12 protein-coding genes are annotated in these 13,124 nt (G+C 65.7%); 1 reads left to right on the forward strand and 11 read right to left on the reverse strand.

Annotated elements, in window-relative coordinates:
- Nucleotides 1-20: 20 nt before the first annotated feature.
- Nucleotides 21-1,031: a DctP family TRAP transporter solute-binding subunit gene (locus KPL81_RS01980; protein WP_219790461.1), complete on the reverse strand. Its 1,011-nt coding sequence runs from the start codon at nucleotides 1,029-1,031 to the stop codon at nucleotides 21-23.
- Between the two features lie 191 nt (nucleotides 1,032-1,222).
- Here KPL81_RS01980 and KPL81_RS01985 point away from each other — a divergent pair, with 191 nt between their 5' ends.
- Entirely contained in the window at nucleotides 1,223-2,080 is an 858-nt protein-coding gene (locus tag KPL81_RS01985) for a DMT family transporter (protein ID WP_219790462.1), read from the forward strand.
- Here the strand turns inward: KPL81_RS01985 and KPL81_RS01990 are convergent.
- The 10 genes from KPL81_RS01990 to puuE form a co-directional block, all read right to left on the reverse strand.
- A complete protein-coding gene (locus tag KPL81_RS01990; protein WP_219790463.1) occupies nucleotides 2,069-2,575 on the reverse strand; it encodes a DUF192 domain-containing protein in 507 nt (168 codons plus the stop codon). The genes KPL81_RS01985 and KPL81_RS01990 overlap by 12 nt on opposite strands.
- A gap of 4 nt (nucleotides 2,576-2,579) precedes the next feature.
- Nucleotides 2,580-3,329 carry a GntR family transcriptional regulator gene (locus KPL81_RS01995; protein WP_219790464.1) on the reverse strand — a complete coding sequence of 250 codons (750 nt, stop codon included), beginning with the start codon at nucleotides 3,327-3,329 and terminating at the stop codon, nucleotides 2,580-2,582.
- A gap of 105 nt (nucleotides 3,330-3,434) precedes the next feature.
- Nucleotides 3,435-4,922 carry a pyruvate kinase gene (gene pyk / locus KPL81_RS02000; protein ID WP_219790465.1) on the reverse strand — a complete coding sequence of 496 codons (1,488 nt, stop codon included), beginning with the start codon at nucleotides 4,920-4,922 and terminating at the stop codon, nucleotides 3,435-3,437.
- Nucleotides 4,919-6,223, reverse strand: a complete 1,305-nt coding sequence (locus tag KPL81_RS02005) for a glycerate kinase type-2 family protein (RefSeq protein ID WP_219790466.1) — start codon at nucleotides 6,221-6,223, stop codon at nucleotides 4,919-4,921. The genes pyk and KPL81_RS02005 overlap by 4 nt, the downstream gene beginning before the upstream one ends.
- Before the next feature lie 220 nt (nucleotides 6,224-6,443).
- The gene (locus KPL81_RS02010) at nucleotides 6,444-7,457 is read right to left on the reverse strand and encodes a 2-hydroxy-3-oxopropionate reductase (protein WP_338035582.1); all 1,014 of its coding nucleotides are present in this window, start codon (nucleotides 7,455-7,457) and stop codon (nucleotides 6,444-6,446) included.
- Between the two features lie 100 nt (nucleotides 7,458-7,557).
- On the reverse strand, nucleotides 7,558-8,331 hold the full coding sequence (hyi, locus tag KPL81_RS02015; protein ID WP_219790468.1) for a hydroxypyruvate isomerase: 774 nt from the start codon (nucleotides 8,329-8,331) through the stop codon (nucleotides 7,558-7,560).
- 79 nt (nucleotides 8,332-8,410) lie between these two features.
- A complete protein-coding gene (gcl, locus tag KPL81_RS02020) occupies nucleotides 8,411-10,186 on the reverse strand; it encodes a glyoxylate carboligase (RefSeq protein ID WP_219790469.1) in 1,776 nt (591 codons plus the stop codon).
- A 174-nt stretch (nucleotides 10,187-10,360) separates the two neighbouring features.
- Complete coding sequence (locus KPL81_RS02025) at nucleotides 10,361-10,846, reverse strand: ureidoglycolate lyase (protein ID WP_209473727.1); 486 nt, start codon at nucleotides 10,844-10,846, stop codon at nucleotides 10,361-10,363.
- A gap of 202 nt (nucleotides 10,847-11,048) precedes the next feature.
- Nucleotides 11,049-11,882 carry a bifunctional allantoicase/(S)-ureidoglycine aminohydrolase gene (locus KPL81_RS02030; RefSeq protein ID WP_219790470.1) on the reverse strand — a complete coding sequence of 278 codons (834 nt, stop codon included), beginning with the start codon at nucleotides 11,880-11,882 and terminating at the stop codon, nucleotides 11,049-11,051.
- A gap of 180 nt (nucleotides 11,883-12,062) precedes the next feature.
- Entirely contained in the window at nucleotides 12,063-12,995 is a 933-nt protein-coding gene (gene puuE, locus KPL81_RS02035) for an allantoinase PuuE (RefSeq protein ID WP_219790471.1), read from the reverse strand.
- Nucleotides 12,996-13,124 lie beyond the last annotated feature (129 nt).

A 13,124-nucleotide genomic window follows, 5' to 3' on the forward strand; every position in this document is an offset into this window, starting at 1 on the left:
CTTGTTGTACCACTAGGGTCTCAGCGCGACTCGATGGCCTCACGCGCGGCATCGACCAGTTCCTCGCCGATACGCGGGGTCCACTTTTCGTGCACGCTCTGGGTCGCGTTGACGAACGCCTGATGCTGCTCCTCGGTTAGCTCGGTGACCTCCACGCCGCGCTCTTGAATGGCGGCCAGACGCTCGCTCTCCTGCTCACGGGTCATGGCAATCTCCCACTCCCCCGCCTCGACGGCGGTCTCGCGCAGGATCGTGCGCTCCTCCTCCGAAAGCGTCTCCCAAACCTGTTGATTGACGGCGAAGACCAGCGGATCGTTCATGTAGTTCCACAGCGTCAGGTATTGCTGGCCAACCTGGTCGATACGCGCCACGTCGAACACCGAGAGCGGATTCTCCTGGCCATCCACGGCACCGGTGGTCAGCGCCGGCTTGGCATCGGCCCAGCTCATCTGGGTCGGGTCGGCACCGAGCGCGGTGAAGGTATCCTGGAACAGCGGCGAGCCGACCACGCGAATCTTCAGGCCATCGAGGTCAGCGGGCTCGTCGATCGGCCCGCGGGAGTTGGAGAGCTGGCGAAAGCCGTTCTCTCCCCAGGCTAGCGGGATCACACCGCGCGACTCGATGGCTTCGAAGATCATTTCGCCGGACGCACCGCTGGTCACGGCGTCCACGGCCGCTTCATCAGGCATGAAGAACGGCAACGAGAAGAGATTGAGTTCGGGAACCTGGGGCGACCAGTTGATGGTCGAGCCCACGGCCATGTCGATCAGCCCCGAACGCATGGCCGAGAACTCCCGTGTCTGGTCGCCGGCGACAAGCTGCGAGTTGGGGTAGACGCGCAGGGTGAGCTCTCCGCCGGTACGTTCCTCCACCAGTTCGGCCCACTTCTCCGCCGCTTGGCCCCAGGGGAACGCATCGGAGAGCACGGTGGAGACCGAGAGTTCACGCGCCTGGGCGGAGAGAGCAGCGGTCAGCACGGCGGCACCGGCAACGGCCGCGGCGATACGGGAGATACGGCTTGCTGATTTCATGGCGTGTCCTTGCGACTGAGGCCGGCTGCGATATCACCGGCCATGATTATCGTTCTGGCGGGCAGCGACGAATGTAACATCACGACTCGACATTCTACGATGTCACGCGTTGAATGGTAGCCCGTTAACGATATTGGCCGACGACGGGCACAAGACGCTACCCGGCCGAGCCAACGACATGAGGAACCACCGTGCCGCTGCGCGACCTGCTGCTTGGCCTAGCGATCGTGGCGATCTGGGCCTTGAACATCATCGTCATCAAGCTGGGCGTCACCGAGCTGCCGCCGCTGCTGCTGACGACCCTGCGTTTCATCCTGGTCGCCGTCCTGCTGGTGCCCTTTCATCCCGTGGCGCGCCACCAGCTGCCCTTCCTCGTGCTGATCTCGGCGACCTTCGGCACCCTGCACTTCGCCCTGCTGTTCATCGGCCTGGGACAGGCGGAGGCCGGCACCGGGGCACTGCTGGTGCAGATGGGCACCCCCTTTGCCACCCTGCTGGCGGTCATCTTCCTGGGCGAAAGACTGAGCGCCAAACGGCTGGCCGGCCTCGCGCTGTCGTTCGGCGGGGTGGTGGTACTCGCCGGTGGCCCCAGCCTACCTTCGCCGTTGCCCATGACATTGCTGCTGCTCAGCGCTTTCGGCTGGGCGGTCTCGCAGTTGCTGATCAAGAAAGGACCCAATCTCGCCCCCATGGCACTGGCGGGCTGGACGGCACTGTTCGCCGTGCCCCAGGTGGCGCTCGGCTCCTGGTGGTTCGAGCAGGATCAGGTGGGCGCCTTGTACACGGCTGGCTGGTTCGGCTGGGGCGCGGTGTTCTATACCGCGGTGATGTCGTCGATCGTCGCCTATGGGATGTGGTACGGCCTGCTGCGCCGTCATCCGGTGAGTCGACTGGCGCCACTGAGTCTACTGGTGCCGGCGGGCGCCGTGGTGCTTGGCATCGTACTGCTGGATGAGACCCTCAATGCGCACATCGCCGTTGGTGGGGCCATGGTCATCGCCGGAGTGGGGTTGATCGTGATTCGCTTCCGCGCGCTGCTAGGGCGTTGAGCGGCAACCGCCCTGTCGCCCGGACCAGACGATGCAGGCCCCCTCCTCGATCCCACGCGCCTCGAAGTAGCCGGCATTGACCTCCAGCGCGGCATGATAGTCGGCGCCGGCCACGGTGACCGGGCAATCATAGGGGTTGCTCGAGGTACAGGGCTGCATGGTGTGCATGGCGACGACAATTCCCTCGGCGTCGAGGAAGGCGATGTCCAGCGCAATACGGGTGCGGTACATCCAGAAGCCTGCCTGTGCTGACTGGGTCTCATCGTAGAGGAACAGCATGCCGCCATCCTCGGCGAGATGGTCCCGATCCATCAGCCCCCTGCGCCGTTCGGCTGCCGTACGTGCCAGCTCTACCTCCAACCGGTAGCTCTCATCCTCAACATGGATGACCAGTGGGGCACGCGGAAGCGCTGACGACACGTCGGCCCAGACCGGCGATTGCCAGGCCAGCAGCATCGTCAGCCCGACGACAGAAAGCATGCGCTTGGCAAGCATGACGTCACCCCCTGCTCAGGCTCATCCGGGCTCCCTCACCCTGCCCGAGGATCGCCATCAGGTCGATACGCGTCTCACGGATGGACAGGTCGAGCAATCCCTCGAGTGCCTGAAGATGCTCGTGGATGCTGCGCCTTGCGGCCTCGGCATCACCGCTGCGCAAATGGGCAAGCAGCGCCGGATGATCCTCAGCCAGGTAGCAGCTGGCGAGTCCCGCGCGCTTGTACAGGGCAATGACGATGGAAGTGCGCAGGATCAGGTCGGTGAGCATGGCGCCGAGCACGCGATTGGGTGAGTGCTCGGCGAGCAGATGATGGATGGCCAGCGAATGCTCGATGCGCGCCGGTTCGTCACCACGAGCATGGGCCTCGGCCTCACGTTCGACCAGCAGGGCGATCTCCTCCAGCAGCGTCGGAGTACTCCCCCCGGCCAGCAGTGCCGCCACCTCGCCTTCCACCAGGCGGCGGGCGGCGAAGGTCTCGCGGGTCTCTTCGATGCTGGGCGCGCGCACCCGGGCCACCTGATTGGGCTGCTGGCTGACGACATGGTCGGCAGCCAGCCGGGTCAGCGCCTTGCGCACCACCGAGCGGCTGACGCCGAAGATCTCGCCCAGCGCCACTTCCGGCAGGCGTGTACCCGGCGGCAGGCGCTGGGTCAACACGGCAGCACGCACCTTGTCGACGATGAAACGATCGCTGATCCGTCTCCCGGCGCGTGTCTCGGCGGCGATCTCGTCCTGCCAGGTCGTGCTCATGGGTCACCCTCGTCTCCCTCGTTCATGAGCTTACCTTCGCACGTTTCGCCTATCCTGGCCACACGAAAGCCAACCTTATGTATACAAAAATTCAGGTCCCGAAACTCAGGTCTCGGCGTGCCTCTCGGAGACGTCGAGTATCTTCAAGGTATTGGTACCGCCGTGGGCGTTCATGTGGTCGCCCCGGGTCAGGATGACATGATCGCCGGGTTCGGCAATGCCCTGTTCCACCAGCAGCGCCAGGGCCCGGTCGTTGAGCTCGCTGGCCGCCATCGCCGTGGTGTCGAACGGCAGCGAGACCACCCCGCGATAGAGCGCCATGCGGCGCTGGGCGATGGGGCTGTGGGCCAGCCCGACGATGGGCAGCCCCGAGCGGATGCGCGAGGCGATCAGCGGGGTATAGCCGGTGGAGGTCATGCAGGCGATGGCGGCCACCCCGGTGAGGTGGTTGGCGGCGTACATGGCGGAGAGTGCGATGGTCTCGTCGATGCGCGAGAAGCCCTCGTGGATGCGGTGGCCCGACTCCTGGGCGACGCGCTCGCGCTCGGCGCCGAGGCATACCCGGCGCATGGCCTCCAGGGTCTCCACCGGGTAGTCGCCGGCGGCGGTCTCGGCTGAGAGCATCACCGCGTCGGTGCCGTCGAGCACGGCGTTGGCGACGTCGAACACCTCGGCGCGGGTGGGCAGCGGCGAGGTAATCATCGACTCCATCATCTGCGTCGCGGTGATCACCGCGCGGTTGAGCGTGCGGGCGCGCTTGATGATGCGCTTCTGCATGCCGATCAGCTTCTCGTCGCCGATCTCCACGCCGAGGTCGCCGCGCGCCACCATCACCGCCTCGGAGGCCTCGATGATGCCGTTGAGCGTGGCGTCGTCGGCCACCGCCTCGGCGCGCTCGAGCTTGGCCACCAGGCCGATCTCGCGGCCCGCCTCGCCCAGCAGGCGCCGCGCCTCGTGCATGTCCTCGGCCGAGCGCGGGAAGGAGACGGCGAGATAATCCACGCCGATCTCGATGGCGGTCTCGAGGTCGGCCTTGTCCTTGTCGGTGAGCGCCGGGGCCGAGAGCCCGCCGCCCTGCTTGTTGATGCCCTTGTTGTTGGAGAGCTTGCCGCCGGTGACCACGGTGGTGTGGACCTGCTGGCCCTCGACCCGCTCCACCGTCAGTACCAGGCGGCCGTCGTCGAGCAGCAGGCGGTCGCCGGCGGTGACGTCGTCGGCCAGCTGGGTGTACTCGCAGCCGACGCGGCTGGCGTCGCCGGCCTCGGTGTCCATGCCCATGTCGAGGACGAAGGGCTGGCCCTCTTCGAGCACCACCGCGCCGTCGCGGAAGCGGGCGATGCGGATCTTGGGCCCCTGCAGGTCGCCCAGGGCGGCCACGCTCCTGCCCAGGCGCTCGGCGATCTGGCGCACGGCGATCAACCGGCGGCGGTGGTCGGCGGCGCTGCCGTGGGAGAAGTTGAGGCGCACCACGTCGACGCCGGTGCGGATCATTGCCTCCAGCACGCCCTCGCGGTCGCTGGCCGGCCCCAGGGTGGCGACGATCTTGGTACGGCGGATGGGGTCGTGAATGGGAGCGTGTGGCGGAAGCGTCATGGTGTCCTCGGCAAGACCAGAATGGCACGGAAGTCGTTGACATTGGTACGGGTCGGCCCGGTGACGATGAGTCGATCCAATGCCTGGAAGAAAGTATACGCGTCGTTGCGTGACAGGTAATCGGCGGGGTCGAGGCCTTGTTCCTTGGCGCGGGGCCAGTCGTCCGGCGAGAACAGCGCGCCGGCGTTGTCCTCGGAGCCATCGATGCCGTCGGTATCGATGGCCAGGGCATGGATGCCTGGAGCACCTTGCAGCGCTTCGAACAGCCCCAACAGGTACTCGACGTTGCGCCCGCCACGCCCGTCACCACGAACGGTGACGCTGGTCTCGCCGCCGGACAGGATCAGCAGTGGCGAAGCGATCTCATCGCGCGCCTCGAGTGCCATGCGCGCCTGGTCCCGCCCCAGTTCACGGGCCTCGCCCTCCAGGTCGTCGCCCAGCACACGTACCAGCACGCCTGCCTCCTCCGCCGCGTTCCTGGCGGCTTCCAGGGCGTCGCGGGCTCGCGCCAGGGTTACGCTGTCATCACGCTCAAACGCCTTGTCTTCGGGCGAGGGAGCAGAGCGATCCCGCTCGAGATGCTGGCGCACATGAGCAGGTATCGCTATCGCGTAGCGCTCGAGTACCGCCAAGGCATCGGCCGGGGTCGAACGATCCGGCAGGGTCGGCCCCGAGGCGATCTGGGTGGCCACATCGCCGGGAATGTCGGAAATCAGCCAGGTCACCACCTGGGCGGGATGTGCCGCCGCCGCGAGGCGACCGCCCTTGATCGCCGAAAGATGACGACGCACGGTGTTCATCTGCCCAATCGGCGCTCCGCAGCGCAGCAGCTCGCGGTTGATGGCCTGCTTGTCGGCAAGCGAAATGCCCTCGGCCGGCAGCGTCATCAGCGCCGAACCGCCGCCGGAGATCAGCGCGATCACGCGGTCGTCCTCACCCAGGTCCGTGACTGCCTCGAGCATGCGACGGGCCGCCTTTTCGCCCAGATCGTCAGGCATCGGGTGAGAGGCCTCCAGTACCTCGATCACGTCGCAGTCGGCACCGTGGCCATAGCGCGTGACCACCAGGCCGGTGAGCGGTGCGTTGGGACAGCGCGACTGCCAGGCGCGCTCCAGCGCCGCGGCCATGGAAGCGGCCGCCTTGCCGGCCCCCACCACCACGGTACGCCCCGCAGGCGGATCGGGAAGCAGGTCGGCGACCAGGGAATCGGGATGTACGGCGGTCACGGCCACATCGGCGAGCCGGCGCAGCCAGTCCGCCACGTCCCATTCAGGATCGAAGGATGGGAGTACAGAAGTCATTCTTGGCACACCTCGCAGGCGACAGGCTTCGACGTTAACAGCCGGAAGGGGCAGAAAAAAGCCCGACGGCGGGCGGGGTCCAGCCGGGGATCCCGCCGCCGGGTAAAGCCGTACAGGGTACGGCCGGTTGGCGAGCGCCGAACCGACGCCCGCCGGAGGGAAATTTGGCCTACCGTCTGCGCGACTGGCGGACCGAATAGCACCTCCTCGTTGGTGACTGTCAGCTACCTACCTCATGGCCGGCCAGCGACTCCAGCGCGCGCAGGATACCGGCGTGATCCCACTCCTCTCCGCCATGCGCGGCACAGGCCTGGAACAGCTGCTGGGCATTGGCGGTACCGGGCAGCGCCAGGTTGAGGCTGCGTGCCCCTTCGAGCGCCAGGTTGAGATCCTTCTGGTGCAGCTTGATCTTGAAGCCCGGGTCGAAGGTGCGCTTGAGCATGCGCTCACCGTGCACGTCGAGGATCTTCGACTGGGCCAGGCCGCCGAGCAGCGACTCGCGCACCTTGGCCACGTCGGCGCCCGCCTTCGAGGCGAACAGCAGGCCCTCGGCCACCGCCTCGATGGTGAGTGCCACCACGATCTGGTTGGCCACCTTGCAGGTCTGGCCGGCACCGTGGCCGCCGATGTGCGTGATGGTCTTGCCCATCACCTCGAGGAGCGGCTTGGCACGTGAAAAGCCCTCTTCGGTAGCGCCGACCATGATCGTCAGCGCCGCGTTGATGGCGCCGCCCTCGCCGCCGGAAACCGGCGCATCGACGTACTCACCGCCGGCTTCATGGATGCGCTTGGCGAAGCCCTGGGTGGCAATGGGCGCGATGGAGCTCATGTCGATGACCAGGGTGCCCGGCTTGAGCCCCTCGGCGACGCCGTCCTCGCCGAACAGCACCTGCTCGACGTCGGGGGTATCCGGCACCATGGTGATGACCACCTCGGCCTGCTCGGCCACGGCGCGGGGGCTGTCGAGCTCGCGCATGCCTTTCTCGGCCAAGGTGGCATCCAGCGTGCCGCGCTTGACGGTGATGAGTTCGTGGCCGGCATCCAGCAGATGCCCCGCCATGGGACGGCCCATGATGCCAAGGCCAATAAAACCGATCTTGCTCATGATGGTTCTCCTTTCAGCTTGTCTTTGACGTTTCAAACTACCCGACGGCTGTTGCAGACATCGTCGCCACTCGGGGCTGAGCCGTCGTCGGGCGGAAGGGGACCGGTCGAAGAGGAGGTCTTTTGCCATGGATGGCAAAAGTAGCGCCCAGGGATGGGTTCACAGCGCCTCCTCGCAGACCGGTCGCCGACGCCCCGCGCCCTGCTCCGTTGCCTGCTCCCGCTAGCCTCTATGACCGATCGAGCCAGCCCAGACCTTCTTGGGTTGTCGTGGCCGGCTTGTACTCGCAGCCGATCCAGCCGTCGTAGCCCAACCGGTCGAGGTGGGCGAACAGGAACGGGTAGTTGATCTCGCCGGTGCCCGGCTCGTGGCGCCCCGGGTTGTCGGCCAGCTGCACGTGGGCGATGCGCTCCAGGTGCTTCTCGATGGTCGGCGCCAGGTCGCCCTCCATGATCTGCATATGGTAGATGTCGTACTGCAGCTTGAGGTTATTGCTGCCCACCTCGTCGAAGATCGCCAGGGCCTGCTCGGTGCGGTTGAGGAAGAACCCGGGAATGTCGCGAGTATTGATCGGCTCTGCGAGCAGCAGGATGCCGGCGGCTTCGAGCTTCTCCGCAGCGTAGCGCAGGTTCTCCACCAGGGTGCGCCGCGCCTGCTCCAGGCTCACCCCCTGCGGCTGGATGCCGGCCAGGCAGTTGACCTGCTTGCAGCCGATCGCGGTGGCGTAGTCGATGGCCTTCTCCACACCGGCACGAAACTCCTCGACGCGATCCGGGTGGCAGGCGATGCCGCGCTCGCCGGCACCCCAGTCGCCCGCCGGCAGGTTGTGCAGCACCTGGGTAAGGCCGTGCTCGTCGAGACGCGCCTTGATCTCGGTGGCGGGGTAATCGTAGGGAAAGAGATATTCCACCCCCTTGAAGCCCGCCTCGGCGGCGGCCTTGAAGCGGTCGAGGAAATCCTCCTCGGTGAACAGCATGCTGAGGTTGGCGGCAAACTTGGGCATGTTGGGTCTCCCTCTATTTGTGTTGTCGAGTATGGAACGTTGCCGCGTCACCGTCCCCACGATGACGCAGCGCAAGGCGTTAGGTGAGCGCCGCGATCGAGGTCGGCGCATCCTCGCGGTTCTCGGCCAGCGCCTCGAATTCGTTGACGCCGTCGAGGTCGGTGCCCATGGCGATGTTGGTCACCCGCTCAAGAATCACCTCGACCACCACCGGTACCCGGTGCTCGGCCTTAAGCCGCTTGGCCTCTTCCAGCGCCGGGGCGATTTCCTCGGGCCGGGTGACGCGCAGCGCCTTGCAGCCCAGCCCCTCCGCCACCGAGACGTGATCGACGCCGTACTCGTTGATCTCGGGGCAGTTGATGTTTTCGAACGAGAGCTGCACGCAGTAGTCCATTTCGAAGCCGCGCTGGGCCTGACGGATCAACCCCAGGTAGGAGTTGTTCACCAGCACGTGGATATAGGGCAGCTTGAACTGGGCGCCGGCGGCGAGCTCCTCGACCATGAACTGGAAGTCGTAGTCGCCGGAAAGCGCCACCACCTCGGCGTCCGGGTCGGCCTTGCACACGCCCAGCGCGGCGGGAATGGTCCAGCCCAGCGGACCAGCCTGACCGCAGTTGATCCAGTGGCGCGGCTTGTAGACGTGCAGGAACTGGGCGCCGGCGATCTGCGACAGGCCGATGGTGCTGACGTAGCGGGTGTTCTTGCAGAACACCTTGTTCATCTCCTCGTAGACCCGCTGCGGCTTCACCGGCACGTCATCGAAGTGGGTCTTGCGCAGCAGGGTGCGCTTGCGCTCCTGGCAGGACTCGGCCCAGGCGCTGCGATTCTTGAGCGTGCCTGCCGCCTTGCGCTCGCGGGCCACCTCGACGAACAGCTCGAGAGCTGCCTTGGCGTCGGACACGATGCCGTAGTCGGGGCCGAAGATGCGACCGATCTGGGTCGGCTCGATGTCGACGTGGACGAACTTGCGCCCCTTGGTATAGGTCTCGAGGTTACCGGTATGGCGGTTGGCCCAGCGGTTACCGATACCCATCACGAAGTCGGACTCGAGCAGCGTGGCGTTACCGTAGCGATGTGAGGTCTGCAGTCCCACCATGCCGGCCATCAACGGATGGTCGTCGGCGATGCTGCCCCAACCCATCAGGGTGGGGATGACCGGCACGCCGGTAAGCTCGGCGAACTCGACCAGCAGTTCGCTGGCATCGGCATTGATGATGCCACCTCCGGCAACCAGCAGCGGACGCTCGGCTTCGTCGAGCATGGCCATGGCCTTCTCCACCTGGGCCCGTGAGGCGCAGGGCTTGTAGGCCGGCAGCGGTTCGTAGGTGTCCGGGTCGAACTCGATCTCGCTCATCTGCACGTCGATAGGCAGGTCGATCAGCACCGGGCCCGGGCGCGAGCTGCGCATCAGTTGGAAAGCCTGCTGGAAGGCGCGCGGCACCTGGGCCGGCTCCAGTACGGTCACCGCCCACTTGGTCACCGGCCCGGCGATGGCCTGGATGTCGACGGCCTGGAAGTCCTCCTTGTGCAGCTTGGCACGCGGCGCCTGGCCGGTGATGCACAGGATCGGGATGGAATCCGCGCTGGCCGAGTAGAGCCCGGTGATCATGTCGGTGCCGGCGGGGCCCGACGTGCCGATGCACACCCCGATATTACCGGCCTGGGTACGGGTATATCCCTCAGCCATGTGCGATGCCCCCTCGACGTGGCGGGCCAGCACATGGTCGACGCCACCGACCTTGCGCAGGGCAGCGTAGAACGGGTTGATGGCGGCACCGGGCACGCCGAAGGCAACGTCGATTCCCTCCTTGCGGAGCACGTGAACGGCGGCCTCTGCTGCTGTCATTCGAGCCATGACGGTTCCTCCCGTGAGTGGCGATCGGATTGTTTTTGGAAAATATTTCTGTATTACGAGATTAGGAGCCGACACGCACCGCGTCAACATTTTCTGGAAAATATTTTTATAAAATCAATAAGGCACAAAAAACCCAGGCCAAAACAGCAACCTGGGAAACTCTAGACCGAAAGCTTAGAGCGTGACGCGTATCGCCAGCGGGTACTCGTCGCAGTTATTGCCCTCGCCGCCGCGATCGACGACCAGGAACTCACCCTCCCGCTCCAGCACCGACTGGATGGCATGCCAGGTACCGGCGCGATAGTTGACACCCTGACGGCCATCGGTGACGAAGGCGCGAACCTCGGCCGGGTCGATGGTCTCGCCGGGTGGCGCCACCACGATCACGAAGCGCTCCTCGTGCAGCGGCATGAAGGCCTGGCTGCCTTGGGGGTGGCGCTCGAGGAAATCGAGCTCCAGCGGGATCGAGACCGGCTGGCTGACGAAGATGCTGATCAGCGCCCTCGCCTGCTCGCCCAGGGTCTCGACCCTGGCCAGGTCGTGGTAGCGCCGGGTACGCCCGGCGTTGATGTGAAAGTAGTCCGCCGTGCGCGTATCGATGACGTCGCCGAAGGGCGCGAAGGCCTCCGGCGTCAGCGGCTCGGCTTTGAGATCCAGCATGTCAGCCTCTCGTTTTTTCGGCAGTCGCCCATATCGCCGGGGCTGTTCCGGCGGCAGGCCTGCGAGGAAGCGCTGTGAACCCATCCCTGGGCGCTACTTTTGCCATCCCTGGCAAAAGACCTCCTCTTCGGCCTGCCCCCGGCGCCCCTCACGTCGCTGAGATTCGGAAAACTCGGTGATACTAATGCAAGTCCGCTACGCCTTAGCGAGCACCAAGCCGCAGCGCCGCGTGGCGGTTCACGTCCTTATAGAGCAGATAACGGAACGGCCCCGGCCCCCCGGCATAGCACGCCTGCGGGCAGAAGGCGCGCAGCCACATGAAGTCGCCGGCCTCGACCTCGACCCAGTCCTGATTGAGATGGTAGACCGCCTTGCCCTCGAGCACGTAGAGGCCGTGCTCCATGACGTGGGTCTCGTCGAAGGGGATCACCCCGCCGGGCTGGAAGGTGACGATGTTGACGTGCATGTCGTGGCGCACGTCGGCCGGATCGACGAAGCGAGTGGTGGCCCAGCGTCCCTCGGTATCGGGCATCTCGTTGGGCGCTATGTCGTTCTCGTTGGTGACGAACGCCTCGGGTACCTCGATGCCCTCGACGTACTCATAGGCTTTGCGCACCCAGTGGAAACGTACCGGCGCATCCGACTCGTTACGCAGCTGCCAGTGGCAGCCCGGCGGCAGGAAAGCGTAGCCGCCCGGAGTCATCTCATGGCGCTCGCCGGCAATGGTCAGGGTCATCTCGCCTTCGACCACGAACAGCACGCCTTCGGCGGCGGGGTCGAGTTCGGGACGCTCGCTGCCGCCACCCGGGCCCACTTCCATGATGTACTGCGAGAAGGTCTCGGCGAAGCCGGAGAGCGGACGCGCCAGCACCCACAGCCGGGTCTCCTCCCAGAACGGCAGGTTGCTGGTGACGATGTCGCGCATCACGCCCTTGGGAATGAAGGCGTAGGCTTCGGTGAACACTGCCCGGTCGGAGAGCAGCTGGGTCTGGGGCGGATGACCGCCGTGGGGGGCATAATAGGTGCGTTGGCTCATGAAAGTTCCTTAACGATGAAGTTGGCCAACCTTGTGGCACTCGGGGCTACCCCGGCGACAGACCTTTGAGAAGGCGCTGTGAACCCGTCCCTGGGCGCTACCTTCGCCATCCATGGCGAAGGACCTCCTCTCCGGCCTGCCCCGGCGCCCCGCATCAAGCAGTCCTGTCGGGATGCGGCGTTATCGACCCGGCGCCGGATGGTGCTCCATCCAGTGCCTGGCGATATCCACTCGGCGTGTCACCCACACCCGGTCGTGGGCCTCGATATGGTCGAGGAAGCGCTGCAGGGCGCGGAAGCGGCCGGGGCGACCGAGCAGCCGGCAGTGCATGCCCACCGAGAGCATCTTGGGCGCCTCCTCGCCTTCGGCATACAGCACGTCGAAGGCGTCGCGCAGGTAGGTGAAGAAGTGGTCGGCGGTATTGAAGCCCTGCGGCGCGGCGAAGCGCATGTCGTTGCTGTCCAGAGTGTAGGGAACGATCAGGTGGTCATGCTCGTTGCCCTGACTGTCCGCGGCACGGGTCCAGAACGGCAGGTCGTCGCCGTAGTTATCGCTGTCGTAGAGGAAGCCGCCCTCATCGAGTACCAGCCGGCGGGTATTGGGGCTGTCGCGTCCGGTGTACCACCCCTGCGGCTTCTCGCCGTAGAGACGCTGGAAGATCTCCATGGCGTGCTGCAGATGCTCGCGCTCGACGTGCTCCGGCACCTCCTGGTAATGGATCCAGCGGTAGCCGTGGCAAGCGATCTCGTGGCCCAGCTCCTTGAAGGCGTGGGCGACCTCGGGATGGCGCTCCAGCGCCATGGCCACCCCGAACACCGTCAGCGGCAGGCCACGACGCTCGAATTCCCGCAGGATGCGCCACACGCCCGCACGCGAGCCGTATTCGTAGATCGATTCCATGCTCAAGTGGCGGTCGGGAAAAGCCGGCGCGCCAATGATCTCGGAGAGGAACTGCTCGGAGCCGGCATCACCATGCAGGACGCAGTTCTCCCCACCCTCTTCATAGTTGAGCACGAACTGGACGGCGACCTTGGCTCGCCCCGGCCAGTTGGCATGAGGCGGATTGCGGCCATAGCCGATGAGATCACGGGGGTAGTCAGGGCCAACGCTCATGAGCACTTCCTCTTGTTTTTGCTGCTGTTGCGCGGCTCGGCATCGCTCTCAGCAGCCTCTCGCAACACCTAATGTATACAATAAATAAGATAGACTGTATCCCACGTAGCTGCAACCAAGCGCCGACTG

Origin of the sequence: Billgrantia antri, from assembly GCF_019430905.1 — a bacterium.
In the GTDB taxonomy this organism is placed as follows: Bacteria; Pseudomonadota; Gammaproteobacteria; order Pseudomonadales; family Halomonadaceae; genus Halomonas; species Halomonas antri.

Excerpts from the sequence above, each read along its gene's own strand:
- KPL81_RS01980 (WP_219790461.1), bottom strand. The coding sequence starts at position 1,031 with ATGAAATCAGCAAGCCGTATCTCCCGTATCGCCGCGGCCGTTGCCGGT.
- KPL81_RS01990 (WP_219790463.1), bottom strand. The coding sequence starts at position 2,575 with ATGCTTGCCAAGCGCATGCTTTCTGTCGTCGGGCTGACGATGCTGCTG.
- KPL81_RS01995 (WP_219790464.1), bottom strand. The coding sequence starts at position 3,329 with ATGAGCACGACCTGGCAGGACGAGATCGCCGCCGAGACACGCGCCGGG.
- pyk (WP_219790465.1), bottom strand. The coding sequence starts at position 4,922 with ATGACGCTTCCGCCACACGCTCCCATTCACGACCCCATCCGCCGTACC.
- KPL81_RS02005 (WP_219790466.1), bottom strand. The coding sequence starts at position 6,223 with ATGACTTCTGTACTCCCATCCTTCGATCCTGAATGGGACGTGGCGGAC.
- KPL81_RS02010 (WP_338035582.1), bottom strand. The coding sequence starts at position 7,457 with ATGGCAAAAGACCTCCTCTTCGACCGGTCCCCTTCCGCCCGACGACGG.
- hyi (WP_219790468.1), bottom strand. The coding sequence starts at position 8,331 with ATGCCCAAGTTTGCCGCCAACCTCAGCATGCTGTTCACCGAGGAGGAT.
- gcl (WP_219790469.1), bottom strand. The coding sequence starts at position 10,186 with ATGGCTCGAATGACAGCAGCAGAGGCCGCCGTTCACGTGCTCCGCAAG.
- KPL81_RS02025 (WP_209473727.1), bottom strand. The coding sequence starts at position 10,846 with ATGCTGGATCTCAAAGCCGAGCCGCTGACGCCGGAGGCCTTCGCGCCC.
- KPL81_RS02030 (WP_219790470.1), bottom strand. The coding sequence starts at position 11,882 with ATGAGCCAACGCACCTATTATGCCCCCCACGGCGGTCATCCGCCCCAG.
- puuE (WP_219790471.1), bottom strand. The coding sequence starts at position 12,995 with ATGAGCGTTGGCCCTGACTACCCCCGTGATCTCATCGGCTATGGCCGC.